Origin of the sequence: Sinomonas sp. P47F7 (assembly GCF_049332655.1) — a bacterium.
Taxonomy (GTDB): domain Bacteria; phylum Actinomycetota; class Actinomycetes; order Actinomycetales; family Micrococcaceae; genus Sinomonas.
On sequence record NZ_CP186327.1, the window covers coordinates 2,684,228 to 2,706,357 of the forward strand.

The following is a 22,130-nucleotide window of genomic DNA, read 5'->3' on the forward strand; positions in this document are numbered from 1 at the left end:
ATTCCAGTTTAGCTAGACGATCACGAGGTCGTCCGTGTGAACAACCACACGTTCGTACTCTGGGCCGAGCTCGCGCCCGAGGTCCTTCGTCGATCGGCCGAGCATGGCGGGCAGCTCGTCGGCCGAGAAGTTCACGAGTCCGCGCGCCACGACATGTCCGGCCTGGTCGGCGATCTCGACGGGGTCGCCCGCCTCGAAGTCACCCTCAACCGCCGTGATCCCTGCGGGGAGCAGCGAACGGTGACGCAGCGCCACGGCCCGCACGGCGCCGTCGTCGAGCGTCAGCGTTCCCCGCGTGGCCGCGAGGTGGGCAAGCCACAGGAGCCGCACGGGCTTGCGGCGACCGCTCACGCTGAACCAGGTTCCGACGTCCTCCCCCGCAAGCGCCCGCGCGGCCGCCGCCGTCGACGTCACAAGCGCGGGGATCCCCGAGCCCGCCGCGATGCTCGCTGCCTCGATCTTCGTCGCCATCCCGCCGGTCCCGACGCCGGCGACGCCCCCGCTGCCGATCTGCACGCCCTCTAGGTCGGCGGCGTCGCGAATATGCGCGATCCGCTCGCCGCCCTCGGAGGGCGGGCCCGTGTAGACAGAATCGACATCGGAGAGCAGCACGAGCGCATCGGCGTGGACGAGGTGCGCCACGAGCGCCGCGAGGCGATCGTTGTCGCCGAACCGGATCTCGTGCGTCGCGACGGTGTCGTTCTCGTTGACCACGGGAACCACGCCCAAGTGGAGAAGCTTCTCCAGGGCGCGGTGCGCGTTCTTGTACTGCGTGCGCCGCACGAGGTCGTCCGCGGTCAGGAGGACCTGGCTCACCGTCACGCCGTGCGCCCCGAACGCCTGCGTGTACCGGGCCATGAGCAGGCCCTGCCCCACGCTCGCCGCCGCCTGCTGCGTCGCGAGATCACGCGGCCGCTTCGCGAGGCCCAAGGGGGCCAGACCGGCCGCGATCGCGCCAGACGAGACGAGCACGATCTCGGTCCCCTCGTTGACGCGCGAGGCGAGCGTGTCGACGAGCGCAGCGACGGACTGCTCGGAGATGCCGCCGCGAATCGTCGTGAGAGACGACGAGCCAACCTTGACCACGATGCGCCGGGCCTCGGGCAGCCACTCGCGCCCGCGGGCCTCGAGCTCAGCGGTCATCGTCGGCGTCACCCTCCGCGTCCTCCTCCGACTGAAGATCCGGCGCCCACTCCTTGCGGCGGCTCGACTCGGTCCAGATGCCTGCCCGACGCTCGGCCTCGAGCTCGTCGCGGGCCGCGGCCTTGGCGGACTTGCGGTCCTCGTGCTCCTCGCGCTTCTGGGCGCGCGTGGGGCGGTCCCAGTCCGCGAGCCGAAGGTCGGTGCCGCGGGGGCCAGCGAGGATCTCGGCCCCCGTCATCATGGTGGGCTCCCAGTCGAAGACGACCGCGTCGTCCTCGCCGATGACCACCGTGTCTCCGGGGCGGGCACCGATCTTGAACAGCTCGTTCTCGACGCCCAGACGGTTGAGCCGATCGCTCAGGTAGCCCACGGCCTCGTCGTTGGAGAAGTCCGTCTGCTTGACCCAGCGCTCGGGCTTCTCGCCGAGGACCCGGAAGAGCGGCTCGAGGTTGCGCTCCTCGCGGCGGATCTTGAACCCTACCTCGTTGACCGCGCGGGGCCGAAGGACCGTCGGCGCGACCTTGGGGGGCGCGACCTCGAGGCCCTCGCGAGCCTTCTGCACGATCTCCGCCATCGCGAAGCCGAGCGAGCGGAGGCCCTCGTGGCTCGTCGCGGAGATCTCGAACACGCGGTAGCCGCGCGACTCGAGTTCGGTCCGGACCATGTCCGCCATCGCCTGGCCGTCCGGGAGATCGACCTTGTTGAGGGCGACGAGCCGCGGCCGCTCGTTGAGCGGCACGACCTCGCCGTCCGGCCCGGCGAAGCTCATGTCGACGCTGTATTTCGCGAGCTCGCCCTCGATCACCTCGAGATCATCGATCGGGTTGCGCTCGGACTCGAGCGTCCCGCAGTCGAGCACGTGCACGATCGCCGCACAGCGCTCGACGTGCCGGAGGAAGTCGTGGCCCAGGCCGCGACCCTCGCTCGCGCCCTCGATGAGCCCGGGCACGTCCGCGATCGTGAACCGGACGTCCCCGGCCTGGACCACGCCGAGGTTGGGCACGAGCGTGGTGAACGGGTAGTCGGCGATCTTGGGGCGCGCAGCCGACATCGCCGCGATGAGACTCGACTTGCCCGCGGACGGGAATCCCACGAGCGCGACGTCGGCGATCGATTTGAGCTCGAGGACGATGTCCCGCTCGTCGCCCTCGATGCCGAGGAGCGCGAAGCCGGGCGCCTTGCGCTTCGCCGTGGCGAGCGCAGCGTTCCCGAGCCCGCCCTGTCCGCCGGCCGCGGCGACGAACTCGGCCCCCTCGCCCACGAGATCGGCGAGGAGCTCGCCGTCGCGGGACTTCACAACCGTGCCGTCGGGAACGGGCAGGACGAGGGTCTCCCCCTTGGTCCCCGCGCGCCAGTCGCCCATGCCCGGCCCGCCGTTGTCGGCGTGGCGGTGGGGCGAGTGGTGGAAGTCGAGGAGCGTCGTGGTCTGCGACGTGACCCGCAGTACCACGTCCCCGCCGTTGCCGCCGTTGCCTCCGTCAGGCCCACCCAGCGGCTTGAACTTCTCACGCTTGATGGAGATGCAGCCGTTTCCGCCGTGCCCTCCGGAGACGTGCAGCACTACGCGGTCGACGAAGCTCGCCACGCCATTCTCCTTACGCCGGGGTCACCCCCGAGTCTAGTTCGCGCGCCCCGCGATACCGGGGCGCAGCCGCCCGCGGTGCGGGTCATCAGGTCAAAAAACAGATGGAGCGGGCCGTAGGCCCGCTCCACCGAGAAAAGCAATTGGTCCGGACTCGCCGGGCCTCCCAGACTACTGGGCGGCGACGATGTCCACGACGCGGCGGCCGCGACGCGTGCCGAACTGCACGGCACCGGCGTCGAGGGCGAACAGCGTGTCGTCCTTGCCACGGCCGACGCCGTTGCCCGGGTGGAAGTGGGTACCGCGCTGGCGGACGATGATCTCGCCGGCCTTGACGGTCTGGCCGCCGAAGCGCTTGACGCCGAGGCGCTGCGCGTTCGAGTCGCGGCCATTGCGGGTGGAGCTTGCGCCCTTCTTATGTGCCATGAGCTGTGCCTGCCTTGGTTCTAGGTGGGAAGAAGTCTCGGTCCGAAGAGATCAGGCGGAGATGCCGGTGATCTTGACCTTCGTCAGGTCCTGGCGGTGACCCTGGCGCTTCTTGTAGCCCGTCTTGTTCTTGTACTTCTGGATGATGATCTTCGGGCCGCGGAGATCCTCGAGGATCTCGGCAGTCACCTTGACCTTGGCCAGCTCGGACGACTTGGAGGTAACCTTCTCACCGTCAACCAGCAGGAGGGCGGGCAGCTCAATGGTGCTGCCAGCTGCGCCAGCCACGCGGTTGAGGGTCACGAAATCTCCAACGGAAACCTTCTCCTGGCGGCCGCCGGCGCGGACAATCGCGTACACCACTGGGGAACTCACTTCTCTCGACGTTATTTCTGAAAGCTCTTGTGCGTGGCGCCCGACGCTCCGCTGCACTCGCAACGGTCCGTGGACGCTCGACTGTGCTTCTTGCCGTGAGCCCGCGAGGGGATTCCCTGGGAACAAAACCCAAGTGTTGGCGTCAGCACCGAGGATCTAGCCTACGCCAGTCCTCCGCCCGGCCGCAAATGAACAGCCGATCACGGGGAAATCCACCGCGACTGGCGCTCGTGCCGGAAGCACGCTGAACTAGTTTACCCGACGCAACGGACTGCCCCGGTCACGCGTGCTTGCTCGGCGCGTCGAAGAAGTCCCGCTCGTAGACCGTGGACTGCTCGAACGCGACCATCATGGCCTCGCGCTCACTCGGCGAGGCGTGCCGTCCGGCCCGGTCCGCGTAGCGGATCGCCCGGCGCGTCGACTCGGCAAACGCCTCGTCGGCGTACGTCTCGATCCAGGCGCCGTACGGGTGCTCGGCGGCCCCACCTTCAGACGCGACGCGCGCGGCGTGGCGGCGGTGCAGCTCGTCTCCCACGACCGCGTAGATCCAGTAGCACGGCAGCACAGCGGCCGCGAGGACCGCGTAGCTGCCCTGGGCGGAGGTCGCGAGCAGGTGGTCGAGGTACGCCTTCGTCACGGGGCCCTGGCGCGCGGCCTGCCCGGGGGCCGGGGCGTGCTGGGAGAGCCACGTGCGATGCAGCTCTGCCTCGACCACGAGGCACACTTGGGCCGAGTTCGCCCAGAATGTCTGTTCCTCCTCGGTCGGCGCGAGCGCGCTCGCCCGCGCGAGGGCGCGCGAGAAGCCGTTGAGGTACTGAGCGTCCTGCGCGAGGTAGTAGGCGAACTGGCGCTCGGGCAGACTGCCGGCGTCGAGCTGGGCCACGAACGGGAGCCCGTCGATCTCGGCGCGCACCTTCGCGGTGGAATCCCACATTCGCGCGGCGAACTCGCCCTCGGCGAGCGGGACCGAACCCTCCACGTGGTGGAAATGATGGACCGGCCCGTGACCGCCGCCAACCTCGAGCTCGCCCGACGCCACGAGGGCTCCGCGGAGCCACTCCTTGACGACCCGCAGCGACGCCTCCCAGTCCCCCGTGCGCGCCTGCATCGTGGCCATCGCGGAGGAGAGCGAGCAGCCCGTTCCGTGCGTGTTGCGCGTGTCCACGCGCTCCCCCGGCACCTCGACCACGCGCGTCGCGCCGTCCCCCTCGCGCAGCACGAGCGCGTCCGGGCACTCCGCCCCGGCGAGGTGGCCGCCCTTCACGAGCACGGCGGCGGCGGTCCTCGCGGAGAGCCGCTCGCCTTGCACGAGCGCCTCCGCCCACGACTCGGCGGTCGGCTCGTCGAGCAGGACGCCCAGCTCCGGGAGGTTCGGGGTGACCAGATCGGCCACGGTGAGGAGACCGCGGAGGGCGTCGGCGGCGTCGTCCGCGAGGAGGCGATCACCGCTCGTGGCGACCATCACCGGATCAAGGACGACGACGGCGGGCCGGACCCGTGCGAGCCACTCACCCACCGCGCCGATCACCTCGGCGTCGGCGAGCATGCCGATCTTGACGGCGTCGACCGCGATGTCCGAGGAGATCGCGTCAAGCTGAGCGCGGAGGAAGTCGACGGGGGGCGTGTGCACCGCCGTCACGCCGCGCGTGTTCTGCGCCGTGAGCGCGGTGATCGCGGCCATCCCGTAGCCGCCCATCGCGGCGATGCTCTTGAGGTCGGCCTGGATGCCGGCCCCGCCCGACGGGTCGGAGCCGGCAATGCTCAGGACGCGCGGAATCTTCCGCGGCACGGTCACAGCTCCGAGGCCGGGACGCCGACACCGAGGATGAGCGGACCCTCGCCCTCGGGCTTCTCCGGAGCGGGAGCCGGCTGGGTCTGCGCCGACGCGGTCCGCGTCGTGCCGCCGACGGCGCCCGCGGACTCGTCCACGCGCGTCACCTCCGCCGACCCCTGGCCGCTGCGCGCGCCGCGGCTGCGGCGCCGCCGCCCGTGATGCTCCTCGGTGCCCGTGTGCCGTTCGCCCGTGAGCTCGTCGAAAGCATGGCTCAGAGCGTCGAGGCTCAGCGTCGGCTCAGGCCGCGACACGGCGACCGGGGCGTCGGCGTGGGGCAGTTCGATGCGCTCGCCACCGATGGTGAGGACGGGAATGGCAGGCACCACGCCGCCGATCGGCTCCGCTACCGACACCTTCGCCACGGGGCCCGCGTGCTCGGCGGCGATGCGTGCCATCTCCGGGCCGATCTCAGCGGGAGCGGCCGGCTCCGTCGTGGCCTGCGCCTTCTCGTCGTCGTGCACGTGGGCAGCGTGCGCCGCGGCAGCGACGGCGGCAAGCGCCGCCCTCGTGGCCTGCGCACGGGCCTGCCTGTCGACGTCGTCCTCGGGTGCGGGGTGCTCGTGGACCGGGGCAGGCGCAGGCTCGGGCTGGCCGCCCCGGCCGCGGCGACGCCGGCGCTCGGCGCGGCCGGCGGGAGGCTGCTGCTGGCTGTCTGCGCGCACGGGCTGGTGCTCCGACGTCGAACCCTGCGAGCGGCCCTTCTCGACCGGCTCCTCATGCGTGATGACGCCGCGTCCGCCGCACACCTCACACGTCTCGCTGAAGACCTCGAGGAGGCCCGTGCCCATGCGCTTGCGCGTCATCTGGACGAGTCCAAGGGACGTGACCTCGGCCACCTGATGCTTGGTGCGGTCCCGCCCGAGGCACTCGACGAGTCGCCGCAGCACGAGGTCGCGGTTCGACTCGAGCACCATGTCGATGAAGTCGATCACGATGATGCCGCCCACGTCGCGCAGCCGCAGCTGGCGGACGATCTCCTCGGCGGCCTCGAGGTTGTTCTTCGTCACGGTCTCCTCGAGGTTGCCCCCCGAGCCCGTGAACTTGCCCGTGTTGACGTCGATGACCGTCATGGCCTCGGTGCGGTCGATCACGAGCGAACCACCCGACGGCAGGAAGACCTTGCGGTCCAACGCCTTGTGGATCTGCTCGTCGATGCGCCACTCGGCGAAGACGTCCGACTCGCCCTGGTACCTCTCGAGCCGGCCCAGGAGATCCGGCGCGACATACGTGACGTACGCCTCGATGGTGTCCCACGCATCCTCGCCGCTCACGATGAGCTTCGAGAAGTCCTCATTGAAGACGTCGCGGACCACCTTGATCGTCAGATCCGGTTCCGCGTAGAGGAGCTCGGGGGCGAGCACCTTCGTGGACGTGGCCTGGTTCCGGATCGCGTCCCACTGCGCGCGGAGGCGGTTGATGTCGTGAGTGAGCTCCTCCTCGCTCGCGCCCTCGGCCGCCGTGCGGACGATCACGCCCGCATCGGCCGGCAGGCGATCCTTGAGGATGCGCTTGAGGCGGTTGCGCTCGACGTCGGGGAGCTTGCGCGAGATGCCCGTCATCGAGCCGCCCGGGACATACACGAGGTACCGGCCCGGGAGCGAGATCTGGCTCGTGAGGCGCGCGCCCTTGTGGCCCACGGGGTCTTTCGTGACCTGGACCAGGACGGAATCGCCCGACTTGAGGGCGTTCTCGATACGTCGCGGCGCGCCGTCGAGGCCGGCTGCGTCCCAGTTGACCTCGCCCGCGTACAGCACGGCGTTGCGGCCGCGCCCGATGTCCACAAAGGCGGCCTCCATGGACGGCAGGACGTTCTGCACCTTGCCGAGGTAGACGTTGCCGATGAGCGAGTCCTGCTGGGTCTTCGACACGAAATGCTCGGCGAGCACCCCGTCCTCGAGAACCGCGATCTGGATGCGGTCCTCCTTCTGGCGCACGACCATCTGACGGTCCACCGACTCGCGCCGCGCAAGAAATTCGGCCTCGGTGATGACGTGGCGCCGACGGCCCGACTCGCGGGACTCGCGGCGGCGCTGCTTCTTGGCCTCAAGACGCGTGGAGCCCTTGACGCTCTGGACCCGATTGCTCGTGGTCTCCGAGGGTGTCCGAGGTCCGCGCACCCGCGTCACGGTTCCGGGCGGATCGGTGTCGAGGCCTCCCTCAAGCTCGAGGTCGGATTCGCCGCGGCGGCGCCGACGGCGACGGCGGGACGTCACCTCTTCCGGCTCTTCCTCGGACTCCTCGGGCTCCTGGCCCTCCTCGGTGTCGGCCTCGAGGCGACCCCGACCCCGCCGGCCACGGTTCCGGCGGCGGCGCCGCGAGCCAGCGCCCTCCTCTTCTTCTTCCTCTTCTTCCTCCGCCTCGACCTCGAGCGACGGCGCGGGGCGCGCGACGACGCTCAGGTCCGGGGCCTGGAAGATCATCGAGGTCGGCGAAAGCGGCTCGCTGAAGAGGGCCGCGAACGGGCTGTGCTCGGCCTCCTCGACAGCCTCCTCGATGGCGTCCTGCCGGGCGGACTCCTCCGGGGTTTCGGCTGCCTTGGGGGCGGGCTGGCGGGCCGGCTCCTGCTTCGCGGCCCGGGTCCGAGCAGGGGCCTCCTGGGCGCGCGCTTCGGCGGGCGCCTCGTTCCGGGGCGCGGCGTCGGAGGGAAGTTCGTCCTCGTCGCCGTCCAGGGTCAGCGCGGCCTGCGCCGCGGCCACCGCACGACGGCGGGCGCGCACCGAGCTCTTGGCGCGCGAGACGGCGGCCGATTCGGCCTCAGGTCCCGACTCGCCGTCGTCCGCGAGCGGGAGCATGGGGTTCGCCGCCGCCGACTTCGAGTCGGCATGGGCCGCCTTCGCCCGGGCCGACGTGCGGCGCGATCGCGTGGCGGTGTTCTTCGCCGGGGTGGCTTCGGGGGCCACCTCGGGGGCGGCTTCGGGCACGGCCGGATCCACGGCCGGCTCGGGCGCGCGCTCGCTTGCCGCCGGCGCCGTCTCTTCGGCCGCCTCGACCTTCTTCTTGCGGCTCCGCGGCGCGCGCTTGGGCTTCGCGGGAGCCTCGGGCGCGCTGTCCGCCTGAGGTGGGGCGGCGCCGTCGTCCGTGCTGGGCGCGGTCTGCTCGGCCGGTGCCGCCTCGACGACTGGCGTCCCGGCGTCTGCCTTGGCCCTCCGCGGCGCGCGGCGCTTGGTGACCGGCGCGGTCTCTTCGTCCCGGAGTTCCGGGGCTTGCTGGGCCTGCTGTTCGATGTCCATTTGTGAGTACTCCACAAGCCGCCCGCAACGCCGCCACATTCGGCGCCGGGACGGCACCACGTGCCGGCACCCGCAGGCGCCGACGAAGTCGACCTTGTTCCCGTCCGGCTGCGGCGTCGCCGACCGTACGGGCCGATGCCGCGTGGACCCGCGGCCCTCACGGCCGGCAAGGTGCCGCTCAATTCAGCGGGCGTCGGTGGGGCTGGTCACCCCGCGCGCCCGGCGTTGAACCGGCGGTCTTCATCGCTTTGCATCGGACCGGCCGCCGAATGTGGATCGGCGTCCGGCCATTTGCATTGTCTCACACACCGCCCAACCAGCCCTGTGCGCGGCTCGCGGACAGCTGCGTGTCAGGGACGGGCCCTAGAATCGGGGCAAGAACCCAGGAAGGACTCCGCCGCCATGACGAAGGCCCCAGCCTCCGCGCAGACTCGCCCGCAATCGCCGCCCGACGAAACCGGTCCGCTCATGACCCGGGCGCGCCCCTTCGCGTGGCTCCTGCTGGTGACAAGCGTGGTCGGGTGGCTCGCGTCCGGCGAGCTCGTGCTCGAGAAGCTCGAGAAGCTCGTGAACCCCGCCCACCAGACCATCTGCGACGTGAACCCGTGGGTCTCGTGCGGCGAGGTCATGAGCACGTGGCAGAGTTCGCTGTTCGGCTTCCCGAACATGTTCATCGGCATCGTCGCATTCGCGATCACGACGACCACGGCCATGGGCATCCTGCTCGGCGGGGCCCGGTTCGGCCGCGCCTATTGGATCGGGCTGCAGATCGGCGTGACGCTCGGCTTCGTGTTCATCGTGTGGCTGTGGAGCCAGGCGCTGTACTCGATCGGGATCCTGTGCCCGCTCTGCATGATCGTGTGGGCCATGATGATCCCGATGTTCGTGTGGACCACCGTCCGGAATCTGCAGCATGGCGTCATTCCGGCCTCGGCGGGGCTCGTGAAGGCGCTCGGCGAATGGGGCTGGATCATCGTAGCGGTGCTGTACGTCGGCGTCATCGCGTCGATCTTCTTCCGCTTCCTGCCGATGTTCATCCCGTCGACGATGTAGCCACACCTTCATCGTCTCGGGTACAGACACTCCGCCCCCGGCCGTCTCGGCTACACCAACTCCGCCCCCTGACCATCCCGGGTGCGGATAGCCGCGCCGGATGAAGGAGGGATATTCGTACCCGAAACGATCAGGGCGAGAAGTCTCCGTACCCGAAACGATCAGGGCGAGAAGTCTCCGTACCCGAAACGAGGGGGGTGGCGAGGTTAGTTGCCGAACCAGATCTTGATCTCGCGTTCCGCCGACTCCGTCGAGTCAGAGCCGTGGACGAGATTCTGCTGGACCTTGAGGCCCCAGTCGCGGCCGAAGTCGCCACGGATCGTGCCGGGCGCAGCGACGGTCGGATCGGTCGCGCCGGCGAGAGACCGGAAGCCTTCGATCACGCGCTCGCCCTCGAACACCGCGGCCACGACTGGGCCGCTCTGCATGAACTCGAGCAGCGGCTCGTAGAACGGCTTGCCCTCGTGCTCGGCGTAGTGCTCCTCGAGCAGCTCACGCCCAGCGGTGAGCAGGTTGAGCTGTGCGAGGCGATAGCCCTTCGACTCGACGCGCGCGAGGATCGCGCCGGCGAGGCCGCGGGACACGCCGTCCGGCTTGACGAGGACGAGGGTGCGCTCAGCGGTCACGGTGGCTCCTTGATAGAGGGGTCGTGGGTCGGGACCAGTCTACTGAGTCTGGCCCGCGTCCCCGTCCGGCGTCTCGGGGTGCAGACGCTCCCACTCGGCCTGCTCGCGGTCCCGCACCACGTTCTCTCGGTCGAGCCTCGAGCCGGTTCGGATCGCGTACCACCAGGCGAGCCCCATGAGCACACCCACCACGAACATCATGGGCTCGACGAATCCGAGCGCTATGAGCACGAGCTGGAGGAGCCAGCCGATCGCCATGCCCCACGGCCGCCTCACGACGGCACACGCGAGCACGAGGACCGCCATCAGACCGAAGCCGACGCCGAGCACCAGACCCGGGCCGTACTCGTGCCCCCTCAGCCCGAACACGGCGAGCGTCGCGAAGAGCGCGACGAACGCTTCCGTCAGGAGCACAACCGACGCGAACTGCACCCGCACCGACCGCCGCCTCTTCGGCATCCCGGGGCGCCACTCACGCTGAGCCTTGGTGAGCCTGGCCATCACGCGACGTCCTTCCCGAGGAGGATCCGGGCCTCGCCCACGACCGTGATCGAACCCGTCACGAGCACGCCCCCGGAGAAGTCGCCCACCTCGTCGGCGCGCTCGACCGCATAGGCGATCGCGTCGTCGAGCTTCTCCTCGGTGTGGACCTCGATCTCGTCGAAGCCGAGGTCGAGCGCGATCTCGGCGAGCTCTTCCGCGGGCACCGCGCGAGGCGACGCCGACTGCGTGAACACGAACTCCGTGGGCACCTCGCTGAACTCCTCCTGGAGCGTGCGCAGGATCTGCTCGGCATCCTTCTCGCGCAGCACGCCGAGGACCACGACGAGCCGGCTGAAGTCGAACGCCTCCGTGAGCGCCTGGGCGCTCACGGAGATCCCGTCAGGATTGTGGGCAGCGTCGACGACAATCGTCGGCGAGGTCTTGACGACCTCGAGCCGCCCGGGCGAGGTCACGCCGCTGAACGCCTCGCGCAGCAACTCGATGTCGAGTTCGCGCTCTCCCCCGCCGAGGAACGCCTCGAGCGCGGCCACGGCAACGGCCGCGTTCTCCGCCTGATGCGCGCCGTGGAGCGGAACGCTGACGTCCTCGTACCGCGCGGCGAGCCCTTGGACGGTCACGAGCTGGCCGCCCACGGCGAGCGTTCGGCTCTCGACGCCGAATTCGACGCCCTCGAAGCGAAACTCCGCCCCGACCGAGCGGGCCTTGTCGAGCAGCACCTGGGCCGCGTCCGCGGGCTGAGCCGCGCTCACGAGGAAGCCGCCCGGCTTGATGATCCCGGCCTTCTCCCGCGCGATATCGGCGGTCGTGTCTCCGAGCAGGTCCGTGTGGTCGAGCGAGATCGGCGTGACGACGGAGACCACGCCGTCGCCCACGTTCGTCGCGTCCGTGATCCCGCCGAGGCCCACCTCGATGACCGCCACATCGACCGGCTCGTCCGCGAAGACCGCGAAGCCGAGGATCGTCACGCACTCGAAGTACGTGAGCCGCGGCTGCCCGGCGGCGGTCAGCTCGGCGTCGACGATGCCGATGTAGGGCGCGATCTCGTTCCAGATCCGCACGAACGTCGCGTCGGGCACGGGCGCCCCGTCGATGCTGATGCGCTCCGTGACCCTGCTGAGGTGCGGACTCGTGTACCGGCCGGTCCGGAGCCCGTGGGCACGCAGGCCGGCCTCGATCATGCGAGCTGTGGATGTCTTGCCGTTCGTCCCCGTGATGTGGACGATCGGGAACGCCTTGTTCGGCTCCCCCAGCACGTCCATGGCCCGGAACAGCGGTGCGAGGCGCGGCTCCATCTTGTTCTCGGGGGCGCGGCCGAGCAGCTCGGCGTAGACCTCTTCGACGGTTGTCGGCAAACCGGTCAGCTCGGTCACAGGGCGGCCTCCTCGGCGGGTTCGACGCGCTCGACGAGCGCGCTCGGTTCGACATCGGCCTCGTTGAGCTCGAGCTCGACGCTCAGCGTCTCGCCCTTGAGCAGCTCCGTGTGCGTGAGCGCGGCAGCCACCATCGCGGAGCGTGCCGTGACGCTCGTCCGGATCCGATCGCTCACGTTGAGGTCGGCGTCCTTCCGGGCCTGCTGGATCACACGCACGAGGTCGCGGGCCAGGCCCTCCGCCTCGAGCTCCGGCGTGACCTCGGTATCGAGGACCACGAACCCGCCGCCGGGCAGCATCGCGACGGCGGTCGAGCCGCCGGCCTTCGCAGAGTCGACGACCGTCTCGAGGGCGTACTCGTGAGGCTCGAGGGCGATCCCGCCAGCCGTCACGAGGCCCTCGCCGTCCACCGACCAGTCGCCAGACTTCGATCCCTTGATGGCCTGCTGGACGTTCTTGCCGAGGCGCGGCCCCGCGGCGCGGGCGTTGACCACGAGCTTCTGCTCAATGCCGAATTCCTCAGGCGAGGCGTGGTCGGAATCGAGAAGTCGCACCGACTTGAGGTTGAGCTCGTCCGCAATCACCGCCTCCGAGCCCTCGAGCGCCGCGGCTCCAGGGACGACGACGGTCATCGCCTTGAGCGGCAGGCGCACCCGCAGCTTCGCGGCCTTGCGGAGCGACGAACCCGCCGAGCATACGGCCTGCGTGCGGTCCATCTGGTCCACGAGCGCGGGCTGGTCGACGAACAGCGCCGGCTCCGGCCAGTCCGTGAGGTGCACCGAGCGGCCACCCGTGAGGCCGCGCCACATCTCCTCGGACACGAGCGGCAGGAGTGGCGCCGCCACGCGACACACCGATTCGAGCGCGGTGTAGAGGGCGTCAAACGCGTCCACGTCCTCGTCGAAGAAGCGCTGACGGCTCCGCCGGACGTACCAGTTCGTGAGCATGTCGAGGTAGACGCGCAGGAGCTCGCAGGCGTTCGAGATGTCGTACGCGTCGAGCTGGCCACGCATCCCAGCCACGAGGCGGCCCGTCTCCGCGAGCAGGTACCGGTCGAGCGGGTCGGTGTAGCCGTCGTAGCGGAGCTTGGCCTCGTAGCCGCCCGTCACCCCGTCGCCGAGCCCGGTCGCGGCGTTCGCGTACAGGGTGAAGAAGCTGTACACGTTCCACAGCGGGAGCATCACCTGGCGGACGCCGTCGCGGATGCCCTGCTCCGTGACGATGAGGTTGCCGCCACGCAGAATCGGGCTTGCCATGAGGAACCACCGCATGGCGTCCGAGCCGTCGCGGTCGAGCACCTCGGACACGTCCGGGTAGTTGCGCAGGCTCTTGGACATCTTCTGCCCGTCGGAGCCGAGCACGATCCCGTGGCTGATCACGTTCCGGAACGCGGGCCGGTCGAAGAGCGCCGTGCCGAGTACGTGGAGGAGGTAGAACCAGCCGCGCGTCTGGCCGATGTACTCCACGATGAAGTCAGACGGGTTGTGCGTCTCGAACCAGTGCTGGTTCTCCATCGGGTAGTGCACCTGGGCATACGGCATCGACCCGGAGTCGAACCACACGTCGAGGACGTCCGTGACGCGCCGCATAGTCGAATTTCCCGTGGGGTCGTCCGGATTGGGGCGCGTGAGCTCGTCGATGAACGGGCGGTGCAGGTCCGGCTGGCCCTCGTGGTTGACCGGCACGCGGCCGAAGTCGCGCTCGAGCTCGGCGAGCGAGCCGTACACGTCGGTGCGGGGATACTCGGGGTTGTCCGAGACCCACACGGGGATCGGCGAGCCCCAGTAGCGGTTCCGGCTGATCGACCAGTCGCGCGCGTTCTCGAGCCACTTTCCGAACTGACCGTGCTTGACGTTGCCCGGGATCCAGTTGATCTGCTCGTTGAGCTCGACCATGCGGTCCTTGAACTTCGTCACCTGGACGTACCACGACGACACCGCGCGGTAGATGAGGGGGTTCCGGCACCGCCAGCAGTGCGGGTAGCTGTGCACGTAGCTGGCCTGCTTGACAAGGCGTCCCTGCTCGCGCAGCACGCGGGTGATCGGCTTGTTGGCCTCGAACACCTGAAGCCCCACGATGTCCCGCAGGGGTGCGTCGTCGCCGCGAGCAGCGTCAGCCGAGGCGAACAGCGGAAGGAACTTCGCGCCGTCGTCCACGGAAAGGATCACCGGGATACCCGCGGCCTCGCACACTCGCTGATCGTCCTCGCCGTAGGCGGGCGCCTGGTGGACGATCCCCGTGCCATCCGTCGTCGTGACGTAGTCCGCGACGAGGACCTGCCAGGCCTTCTCCGTGCCCCACGTCTCGGCGTCCGCAAAGTAGTCCCACAGCGGCTGGTAGCGGATGCCGGCGAGCTCGGCGCCGAGGTAGGTGCGTTCGACGGCGGCGCTTGCCTGCGCGGTGGCGCTCACCTCGCCGTCCTCGTACCCGAGGTCCTTCGCGTAGCTCGCGAGGAGGTCCTCGGCCAGCAGGAAACGCGCGTCGCGTGCGACGTCGGACGCGCGCACGCCCGCCGGTCCGGCCGGCACGACGGCGTAGCGCACCTCGGGCCCGACCGCGAGGGCCTCGTTGGTGGGCAGCGTCCACGGCGTCGTGGTCCACGCGAGCGCGAGGACGCCCGCGAGCTCCTGTGACGCCTTGGATTCGCCGGCCAGCAGCGGGAACGTGACGGTGACGGTCTGGTCCTGGCGGTCCTTGTAGACGTCATCGTCCATGCGCAGCTCGTGGTTCGAGAGCGGCGTCTCGTCCTTCCAGCAGTACGGCAGCACGCGGTAGCCGCTGTACGTGAGTCCCTTCTCGTGGAGGGTCTTGAACGCCCACATCACGGATTCCATGTACTCGACGTTGAGCGTCTTGTAGTCGTTCTCGAAGTCCACCCAACGGGCCTGGCGCTTGACGTACGCCTCCCATTCGTGGGTGTACTTCAGCACGGACGCGCGGCACGCCTCGTTGAACTTGTCGATGCCCATGCGGTCGATGTGGGCCTTGTCGCTCATGCCGAGCTGCTTCATGACCTCGAGCTCGGCGGGCAGGCCATGGGTGTCCCAGCCGAAGCGGCGCTCGACCCGCTTGCCGCGCTGGGTCTGGTAACGCGCCACGAGGTCCTTCGCGTAGCCCGTGAGGAGGTGGCCGTAGTGGGGCAGGCCGTTCGCGAACGGCGGCCCGTCGTAGAACACGAACTCGCCCGAGCCGTCGTGGCCGGCGTCGCGATTGTCGATCGAGGCCTGGAAGGTGCCGTCCTCGTCCCAGTACTTGAGGATCCGCTCCTCGAGCTCCGGGAAGCGCACAGAGGTCGACGCGGCTTGCTCGGGGTTCGGCGCGGTGGTGGCCTTGGGGTACACGCTCACGGAAGATCCTGGCTGTTGGGCTGAGGATGCGAGGACGGCGAACGCCCGGATCTGCCGGGCGGCACCGCGGTACCACCTCGCTTGCTCGCCGCGTCCGCTGTGCGCGCCCGCGAGAGCCTCTCGTGAGGGCTGTGACGGGCCTGCCCGTCCGGTTCTACTGGGCGGCCTCGCCGGGCTGGCGGAGCGCGCTGTTCTTCCGGAAGCTCACCGGTGATGGCCGGGTCGATGCTTTGCTCAACAGTCTACCCCGGGAGCCTCGGGCTCCGGGCTCAGCGCGGCTCAGCGCTTGCGCAACAGCTTGTGCGCGGCCGCCTGGGCCACAGGGCGGATCACGATGTCGTCGAGGTTGACGTGATGCGGGACGGTCACGGCGTAGCGGATCACGTCGGCCACGTCCTCCGCCGAGAGGGGCTCCTCGACGCCCTCATACACACGCTCGGCCGCCGCGGCGTCGCCGCCGAGCCGGCTCAGCGCGAACTCCTCGGTCTTGACGAGTCCAGGCATAACCTCGATGACGCGGACGTTGTGTTCGGCCTCCTCGAGCCGAAGCGCGCGCGTCATGCCGTGCTCGGCAAACTTCGCGGCGTTGTAGCCGCCGCCACCCTCGTACGAGACGAGCCCGGCGACGGACGTGAGATTGAGCACAGTCCCGTGGCCGTTCGCGCGCAGCATCGGCAGGAAGGCGCGCGTGATCTTCATGGTGCCCACCACGTTGACTCGCAGCATCCACTCCCAGTCCTCGGTCTTCGCGTCGGCCACCCAATCGGCGCCGCGCGCGCCGCCCGCGATGTTGACGAGCGTGTCGATGCCCCCGCCGGCTTCCACGGCCCCCACAAGGCGCGCCACGTCGTCGTCCTCGGCGATGTCGGCTGGAACGGGGACCGCACCGGTCTCGGCGGCGAGGGCCTCGAGCCGCTCCGCGCGGCGCGCCACGGCGTACACGCGCCAGCCCTGAGCAGCAAGGGCGCGGACGGTCGCCTCGCCGATCCCCGTGCTCGCCCCGGTGACGACGGCGGCGCGTTCGACGGCGGGCGCAGAGACGACGGCGGGCGTGGGCTGGGGCGCGGTGGAGGTCATCACCCCAAACTACCGCCCCGACCCCGCCAGAACGTCGCGGAGGACGACCGACTGATTGAGCTCCTCGTCGCGCGCGGAATAGACGAGTTCCACGTGGGGATGAGCCGCAATGGCGTCTTTGAGCTCGCCGAACGCCGGCGAGCCGGCATCACGGTGGCCATGGGCCCCGTGCTGGGCCCGCCGATGGTGCCGAGGGACCGGGTCGAGCGGCAATCCGTGGAAGAATTGGCGCATGCCTGAAGCGAACACCACGGGTACAGACACGCCCGGCACCCCTTCCCTCTCCCACCCAACCGCCCCCGTGACCCCGGCCCACGCCGCCACCGTCCCCGAGAAGCCGGCCCTCGAGGGCCTCGAGGCGAAGCTCACCGAGCGGTGGCTCGCCGAGGGCACGTACCGGTACGAGCCGAACACGAGCCGGGAGCAGGTCTACTCGATCGACACTCCCCCGCCCACGGCGTCCGGCTCGCTCCACGTGGGCCACATGTTCTCCTTCACGCAGACCGACCTCCTGGCGCGCTACCAGCGCATGACCGGCAAGAACGTCTTCTACCCCATGGGCTGGGACGACAACGGCCTCCCGACCGAGCGCCGCGTCCAGAACTACTTCGGCGTGCGCTGCGACCCGAGCGTGCCGTACAACGCCGACTACCGGCCGCCTGCCCAGCCCGCCAAGAACCAGCGCGACTTCGACGTCGTCTCGCGTCGCAACTTCATCGAGCTCTGCGAGGAGCTCGCGGTCGAGGACGAGAAGGTGTTCGAGCACCTCTTCAAGACGCTCGGCCTGTCCGTCGACTGGGACATGACGTACCGCACGATCGACAACACCTCGCGCGCTGTCTCGCAGCGCGCGTTCCTCCGCAATCTCGCCGAGGGCGATGCCTACCTCGCCGAGGCGCCCACGCTGTGGGACGTCACGTTCCGCACCGCGGTGGCCCAGGCGGAGCTTGAGGACCGCGAGGTGCCCGGCGCCTACTACCGCTACGCCTTTGCGGCCGACGACGGCCAGCAGGTTCACATCGAGACGACCCGTCCCGAGCTGCTCGCCGCGTGCGCCGCGCTCGTGGCCCACCCGGACGACGAGCGCTACCAGCCGCTCTTCGGCAAGACCGTTCGCTCGCCGCTGTTCGGCGTCGAGGTCGAGGTCAAAGCGCACCCCCTCGCGAAGCCGGACAAGGGCTCGGGCATCGCAATGGTGTGCACGTTCGGCGATCTCACCGACGTCACGTGGTGGCGCGAGCTCCAGCTCCCCACGCGCTCGATCATCGGCCGCGACGGACGCCTCCAGTCCGAGACCCCCGAGTGGATCACGTCCGAGGACGGCAAGGCGGCATACGCCGAGATCGCCGGGAAGACCGCTTTCTCGGCGAAGGAGGGCGTGGTCAAGCTGCTCTCGGAGCAGGGCCTGCTCGACGGCGAGCCGAAGAAGATCATGCACCCCGTGAACTTCTACGAGAAGGGCGACAAGCCCCTCGAGGTCGTCACGAGCCGCCAGTGGTACATCCGCAACGGCGGGCGCGACGCCGACCGTCGCGAGCGCCTGCTCGAGCGGGGCCGCGAGTTCGCGTGGCACCCAGGGTTCATGCGCTCGCGCTACGAGAACTGGGTCGAGGGCCTCAACGGCGACTGGCTCGTGTCCCGCCAGCGCTTCTTCGGCGTCCCGATCCCCGTCTGGTACCGGCTCGATGAGGGCGGGAACCCGGACTACGAGAACCCGATCGTTCCCGACGACGCCGCGCTGCCTGTCGACCCCGTCGCCGAGGCGGCGCCCGGCTTCGACGAGGCGCAGCGCGACCAGCCCGGCGGCTTCACGGGTGATCCGGACGTTCTCGACACGTGGGCTACCTCCTCTTTGACCCCGCAGATCGTGGGCCGATGGAGCCGGGACGAGGAGTTCTTCGGGAACGTGTTCCCGTTCGACCTCCGCCCGCAGGCGCACGAGATCATCCGCACGTGGCTGTTCTCGACCGCCGTCCGCGCCGACGCGCTCCACGACTGCGCCCCGTGGCGCAACGCGGCGATCTCGGGCTGGGTGCTCGACCCCGACCGGAAGAAGATGTCGAAGTCGAAGGGCAACGTCGTGGTGCCCACCGACATCCTCGAGGAGTACGGCGCGGACGCGGTCCGCTACTGGGCCGCCTCCGCGAAGCTCGGCTCCGACACGGCGTTCGAGGTCGCGCAGATGAAGATCGGCCGCCGCCTCGCGATCAAGATCCTCAACGCATCGAAGTTCGTGCTGGGCCTCGGTGCGACAGAGGCGAACGTGGTCCGCGAGCCGCGCGACGCCGTGCTCGTCAACCCGCTCGATCGGGCCCTCCTGGCCCAGCTCGCCGATGTCGTGGCCCAGGCTGGCTCGGCCTTCGCGGGGTACGACCCGGCGCGCGCGCTCCAAATCACCGAGTCTTTCTTCTGGCAGTTCACGGACGACTACGTCGAGCTCGTCAAGGACCGCGCATATGGCGCCCAGGGCGAGGCCCAGCGGGCGTCGGTGCTCGCGGCCCTCGCGACGACGCTCGACGCGCTCCTGCGCCTGTTCGCGCCGGTTCTGCCCTTCGCCACCGAAGAGGTCTGGGGCTGGTGGCGCGCTGGGTCGGTGCACCGCGCCCCGTGGCCTGAGGCGCTGCCAGTCGAGGGCGATCTCGGCATGCTGGCCACCGTCGGCCTGGCCCTCTCCGGCATCCGGAAGGCCAAGTCGGAGGCCAAGGTCAAGCAGCGCACCGAGGTCGTGTCCGCGACCGTGTCGGCTCCGAGTGGCCAAATCGAGCAGCTCAGGGGTGGCCTCGGCGACCTTCAGGCCGCCGCGAACGCGCGCGAGCTCAACCTTGAGGACGGTGCTGAGGAACTGAAGGTCTCCGGCGTCGAGCTCGCCGCGGCCGAGGTCTAAGGCTGCCTGCGCCCCGGCCCTTCTGATTCTGCGGGCCGGGGATCTCGGGCAAAGGGGAAGCCCCATCAGCGTTCTCGCGTTGGTGGGGCTTCGACTTTATCGGCTGATCGGTGACGACTCCCAGTCTGGTGGAATCCTTGGCATCCAGGTCGTACCCTTCGTCACTAAGGGCCAATCGCCGGCTTTGCCTGAGGCTGCGTCGAATCGACTGTCACTGAATCTTCGGTTTCCACGTCCTCCTCTTCTTGGAGGAGGTAACTACCATTGTGATCCGGACCACAGTCGCGTGCAAGGGCGATCCGCGAAGTACAGAAGCGTAATTCGGGGGCGGGACCGACGCACGGCCCGCGCCCCCGAACGCTCACACGGCCTGGGGGCGCTCCGTGCGGGACCGCTTGATCTCGAAGAAGTGCGGATAGGCCGCGAGCGTCACCGACGCATCCCACACCTCCCCCGCCTCCTCGCCCTGCGGGACTCGGGTCATGACCGGGCCGAAGAACGCCGTGCCGTCGAAGGCGACCACAGGCGTGCCGACGTCCTGGCCTACGAGCTCGATCCCGGACTTGTGGCTCGCGCGCAGCTGGGCGTCGAACTCCTCGGAATCGGCGTAGTCGGCCAGGCTGGCCGGCAGCCCGACCTCCTCGAGCGCACGCCGGATGACCTCGGCGCGGTCTTTGACGCCCTCGTTGTGGATGAATGAGCCCATCGCATCGTAGAGCGGCTTGATGTGCTCGGAACCGTGGAGCTCCGAGGCGGCGATGATGACGCGCACGGGACCCCAGTTCTGGTCCATCGCACGCTGGTAGTCGGGGTCGAGCTCACGGCCCTCATTGAGCACCGAGAGGCTCATGACGTGCCATCTCGTCTCAATGTCGCGAACCTTCTCAACCTCACCGATCCACCGCGACGTCACCCACGCGAACGGGCACGCGGGGTCGAACCAAAAGTCTGCCTTGCTCTTCACTGCCTCTGCAGCAGAGGTCATGGCGGAGTCTCCCTTCGTCGTCATGTGCATTCCTCGCCATCGTATTCCGCGAGCTCCTCGATTCAATTTGGGATACCAAGATCGAAATTTGGGATATCAGAGATTCCAGCATATGAAATTTAGATTCCTTCTTGTGGAATTCACAGTGTTCTGCCTACTCTGGATTCACCCGGCTCACGTGAAACCGATCACGTCGAGCACACAGACCGAACACGAACGGCACCCATCATTCCCACCCCATGCGACGCGCTGAAAGCGAGTTCGGCGCGCGCTCGGAAGCCGCGGCAGCGTGGCCCGGCTCCCGAAATTCTGATCGCCCGTTAGGAGCACCTTTGTTGTCCCAGGTATCTAAGAACCCCGCGCAGGCGCACACCGCCCCGGCCACCCGCCCGAGGGGACGCGCGCGCTGGAGCATCGCCCTCCTCATGGGCTTCGGCATCCTCATCAACTACGTCGACCGCCTCTCGATCTCGGTCACCCAGCAGCCCCTCACGCACGACTTCGGGCTCAGCGCGACCGAGTTCGGCGTGCTCTCCTCGGCGTTCCTCTGGTCCTACGCGATCATGCAGATCCCCTCTGGCATGCTGCTCGACCGCTTCGGCGTCAAGAAGATCTGGGGCGCGAGCGCGGTGCTGTGGACCGTCGCGTCAGTCCTCACCGCGATCGCGTCCGGGGCCTGGGTCATCATCGTGGCCCGCGTGCTCCTTGGCGTTGCCGAGGCCCCCGCGTTCCCCGGCGCGATGAAGGCCACGGGCCAGTGGTTCCCGCGGCACGAACGCGGGCTGTGCACCGCGATCTTCGACAGCGGCACGCGGCTCGCGAACGTATTGGGACTCCCCCTCATCGCGTTCACAGTCTCCACATGGGGCTGGCGCGAGGCGTTCTGGCTCCAGGCCGCACTCTCGATTGTGTTCCTCGTCGCGTTCCTCTGGCGGTACACAGGGCCCAAGGCGCGGCTCGCAAAGGGTCGCATGACGAACGACGAGTACCGCTACATCGTGGACGGCGGGGCCTCGAGCGAGGACGTGCGCCCGCAGAGCGACTGGGCCACGGTCGGCTATCTCCTCCGGCAGCGGAAGGTGTGGGGCCTTTCGCTGGGCCTCGCGGGGGCCGGCTACGTCCTCTGGATGCTGCTCACGTGGCTCCCGGGCTACATGCAGACGAGCATGAACCAGAGCGTGCTCCAGAGCGGCATCTACGCCGCCGTCCCGGCGTTCGCGATGTTCGTCTCAGAGCTCACGATCGGCGGCGTGTGGGTGGACCGCGTGATCGGTCGCGGCGCGAACCCGGACAAGGTCCGCAAGGGCGTCCTCGTGGCGGGCATGATCGTGGCCCTGTTCACGGTCGGTGCGGCCTTCAGCAACACGCCGATCGTCGCGATCATCTGGATCGCCATCGGCAGCGCGGGCATCGCCCTCGTGTACGTCACGAGCAATTCCCTTCCCGCGCTCATCGCACCGGAGGGCAGTGCCGGCTCGCTCGCCGCGATTGTGAACTGCGTCAACCTGCTCGCGGGCGTCGCCGCCCCGATCGTGACGGGCTTCGTCGTGGACGCGACGGGCCACTTCTTCTACGCGTTCATCATCGGCGGTTTCGCACTCATCGGCGGCCTTGCCTCGTACCTCCTGCTCATGGGGAGGATCGAGCCGATCCCGGCCCGCGCCGTCGTTCATTCGGCACAGGTCTAAGCGCCC

General features: G+C 69.3%; 16 protein-coding genes. 3 read left to right on the forward strand and 13 right to left on the reverse strand.

The genetic code is table 11. The features are described from left to right. Nucleotides 1-12: 12 nt before the first annotated feature. The 6 genes from proB to ACOKR1_RS12520 form a co-directional block, all read right to left on the reverse strand. The gene (proB, locus tag ACOKR1_RS12495) at nucleotides 13-1,143 is read right to left on the reverse strand and encodes a glutamate 5-kinase (RefSeq protein ID WP_422936633.1); all 1,131 of its coding nucleotides are present in this window, start codon (nucleotides 1,141-1,143) and stop codon (nucleotides 13-15) included. After that, nucleotides 1,133-2,728, reverse strand: a complete 1,596-nt coding sequence (gene obgE, locus ACOKR1_RS12500) for a GTPase ObgE (RefSeq protein WP_422933378.1) — start codon at nucleotides 2,726-2,728, stop codon at nucleotides 1,133-1,135. Before obgE ends, proB begins: the two co-directional genes overlap by 11 nt. Before the next feature lie 168 nt (nucleotides 2,729-2,896). Then, nucleotides 2,897-3,151: a 50S ribosomal protein L27 gene (gene rpmA, locus ACOKR1_RS12505; RefSeq protein ID WP_415854552.1), complete on the reverse strand. Its 255-nt coding sequence runs from the start codon at nucleotides 3,149-3,151 to the stop codon at nucleotides 2,897-2,899. A gap of 51 nt (nucleotides 3,152-3,202) precedes the next feature. Beyond that, the gene (gene rplU, locus ACOKR1_RS12510; protein ID WP_415854555.1) at nucleotides 3,203-3,514 is read right to left on the reverse strand and encodes a 50S ribosomal protein L21; all 312 of its coding nucleotides are present in this window, start codon (nucleotides 3,512-3,514) and stop codon (nucleotides 3,203-3,205) included. Nucleotides 3,515-3,806: 292 nt separating this feature from the next. Then, on the reverse strand, nucleotides 3,807-5,315 hold the full coding sequence (gene thiD, locus ACOKR1_RS12515) for a bifunctional hydroxymethylpyrimidine kinase/phosphomethylpyrimidine kinase (RefSeq protein ID WP_422933379.1): 1,509 nt from the start codon (nucleotides 5,313-5,315) through the stop codon (nucleotides 3,807-3,809). 2 nt (nucleotides 5,316-5,317) lie between these two features. Continuing rightward, a complete protein-coding gene (locus tag ACOKR1_RS12520) occupies nucleotides 5,318-8,590 on the reverse strand; it encodes an Rne/Rng family ribonuclease (RefSeq protein WP_422933380.1) in 3,273 nt (1,090 codons plus the stop codon). Nucleotides 8,591-8,992: 402 nt separating this feature from the next. On the opposite strand from ACOKR1_RS12520, the gene ACOKR1_RS12525 reads away from it, so the two are divergent. Beyond that, nucleotides 8,993-9,643: a vitamin K epoxide reductase family protein gene (locus tag ACOKR1_RS12525; RefSeq protein ID WP_422933381.1), complete on the forward strand. Its 651-nt coding sequence runs from the start codon at nucleotides 8,993-8,995 to the stop codon at nucleotides 9,641-9,643. A 206-nt stretch (nucleotides 9,644-9,849) separates the two neighbouring features. Here ACOKR1_RS12525 and ndk read toward each other — a convergent pair whose 3' ends face one another. The 6 genes from ndk to ACOKR1_RS12555 form a co-directional block, all read right to left on the reverse strand. After that, nucleotides 9,850-10,269 (reverse strand): nucleoside-diphosphate kinase, encoded by a 420-nt coding sequence (gene ndk, locus ACOKR1_RS12530; RefSeq protein ID WP_415855982.1) that lies wholly within the window; start codon nucleotides 10,267-10,269, stop codon nucleotides 9,850-9,852. Nucleotides 10,270-10,308: 39 nt separating this feature from the next. Further along, nucleotides 10,309-10,770 (reverse strand): DUF4233 domain-containing protein, encoded by a 462-nt coding sequence (locus tag ACOKR1_RS12535; protein ID WP_422933382.1) that lies wholly within the window; start codon nucleotides 10,768-10,770, stop codon nucleotides 10,309-10,311. After that, nucleotides 10,770-12,143: a bifunctional folylpolyglutamate synthase/dihydrofolate synthase gene (locus tag ACOKR1_RS12540; RefSeq protein ID WP_422933383.1), complete on the reverse strand. Its 1,374-nt coding sequence runs from the start codon at nucleotides 12,141-12,143 to the stop codon at nucleotides 10,770-10,772. The genes ACOKR1_RS12535 and ACOKR1_RS12540 overlap by 1 nt, the downstream gene beginning before the upstream one ends. Then, a complete protein-coding gene (gene ileS, locus ACOKR1_RS12545) occupies nucleotides 12,140-15,490 on the reverse strand; it encodes an isoleucine--tRNA ligase (RefSeq protein ID WP_422933384.1) in 3,351 nt (1,116 codons plus the stop codon). Before ileS ends, ACOKR1_RS12540 begins: the two co-directional genes overlap by 4 nt. A gap of 279 nt (nucleotides 15,491-15,769) precedes the next feature. After that, nucleotides 15,770-16,567 (reverse strand): SDR family oxidoreductase, encoded by a 798-nt coding sequence (locus ACOKR1_RS12550; RefSeq protein WP_422933385.1) that lies wholly within the window; start codon nucleotides 16,565-16,567, stop codon nucleotides 15,770-15,772. 9 nt (nucleotides 16,568-16,576) lie between these two features. Beyond that, nucleotides 16,577-16,801 carry a hypothetical protein gene (locus ACOKR1_RS12555; protein WP_422933386.1) on the reverse strand — a complete coding sequence of 75 codons (225 nt, stop codon included), beginning with the start codon at nucleotides 16,799-16,801 and terminating at the stop codon, nucleotides 16,577-16,579. Between ACOKR1_RS12555 and valS the strand changes: the two genes are divergently transcribed. Continuing rightward, nucleotides 16,800-19,451 carry a valine--tRNA ligase gene (gene valS / locus ACOKR1_RS12560; RefSeq protein WP_422933387.1) on the forward strand — a complete coding sequence of 884 codons (2,652 nt, stop codon included), beginning with the start codon at nucleotides 16,800-16,802 and terminating at the stop codon, nucleotides 19,449-19,451. The two genes, ACOKR1_RS12555 and valS, sit on opposite strands and share 2 nt — an antisense overlap. Before the next feature lie 361 nt (nucleotides 19,452-19,812). On the opposite strand, the gene ACOKR1_RS12565 is transcribed toward valS, so the two are convergent. Then, nucleotides 19,813-20,460 carry a disulfide bond formation protein DsbA gene (locus ACOKR1_RS12565; RefSeq protein WP_422933388.1) on the reverse strand — a complete coding sequence of 216 codons (648 nt, stop codon included), beginning with the start codon at nucleotides 20,458-20,460 and terminating at the stop codon, nucleotides 19,813-19,815. Between the two features lie 311 nt (nucleotides 20,461-20,771). Between ACOKR1_RS12565 and ACOKR1_RS12570 the strand changes: the two genes are divergently transcribed. Next, a complete protein-coding gene (locus ACOKR1_RS12570; protein WP_422933389.1) occupies nucleotides 20,772-22,124 on the forward strand; it encodes an MFS transporter in 1,353 nt (450 codons plus the stop codon). The last annotated feature ends 6 nt before the right edge of the window (nucleotides 22,125-22,130 follow it).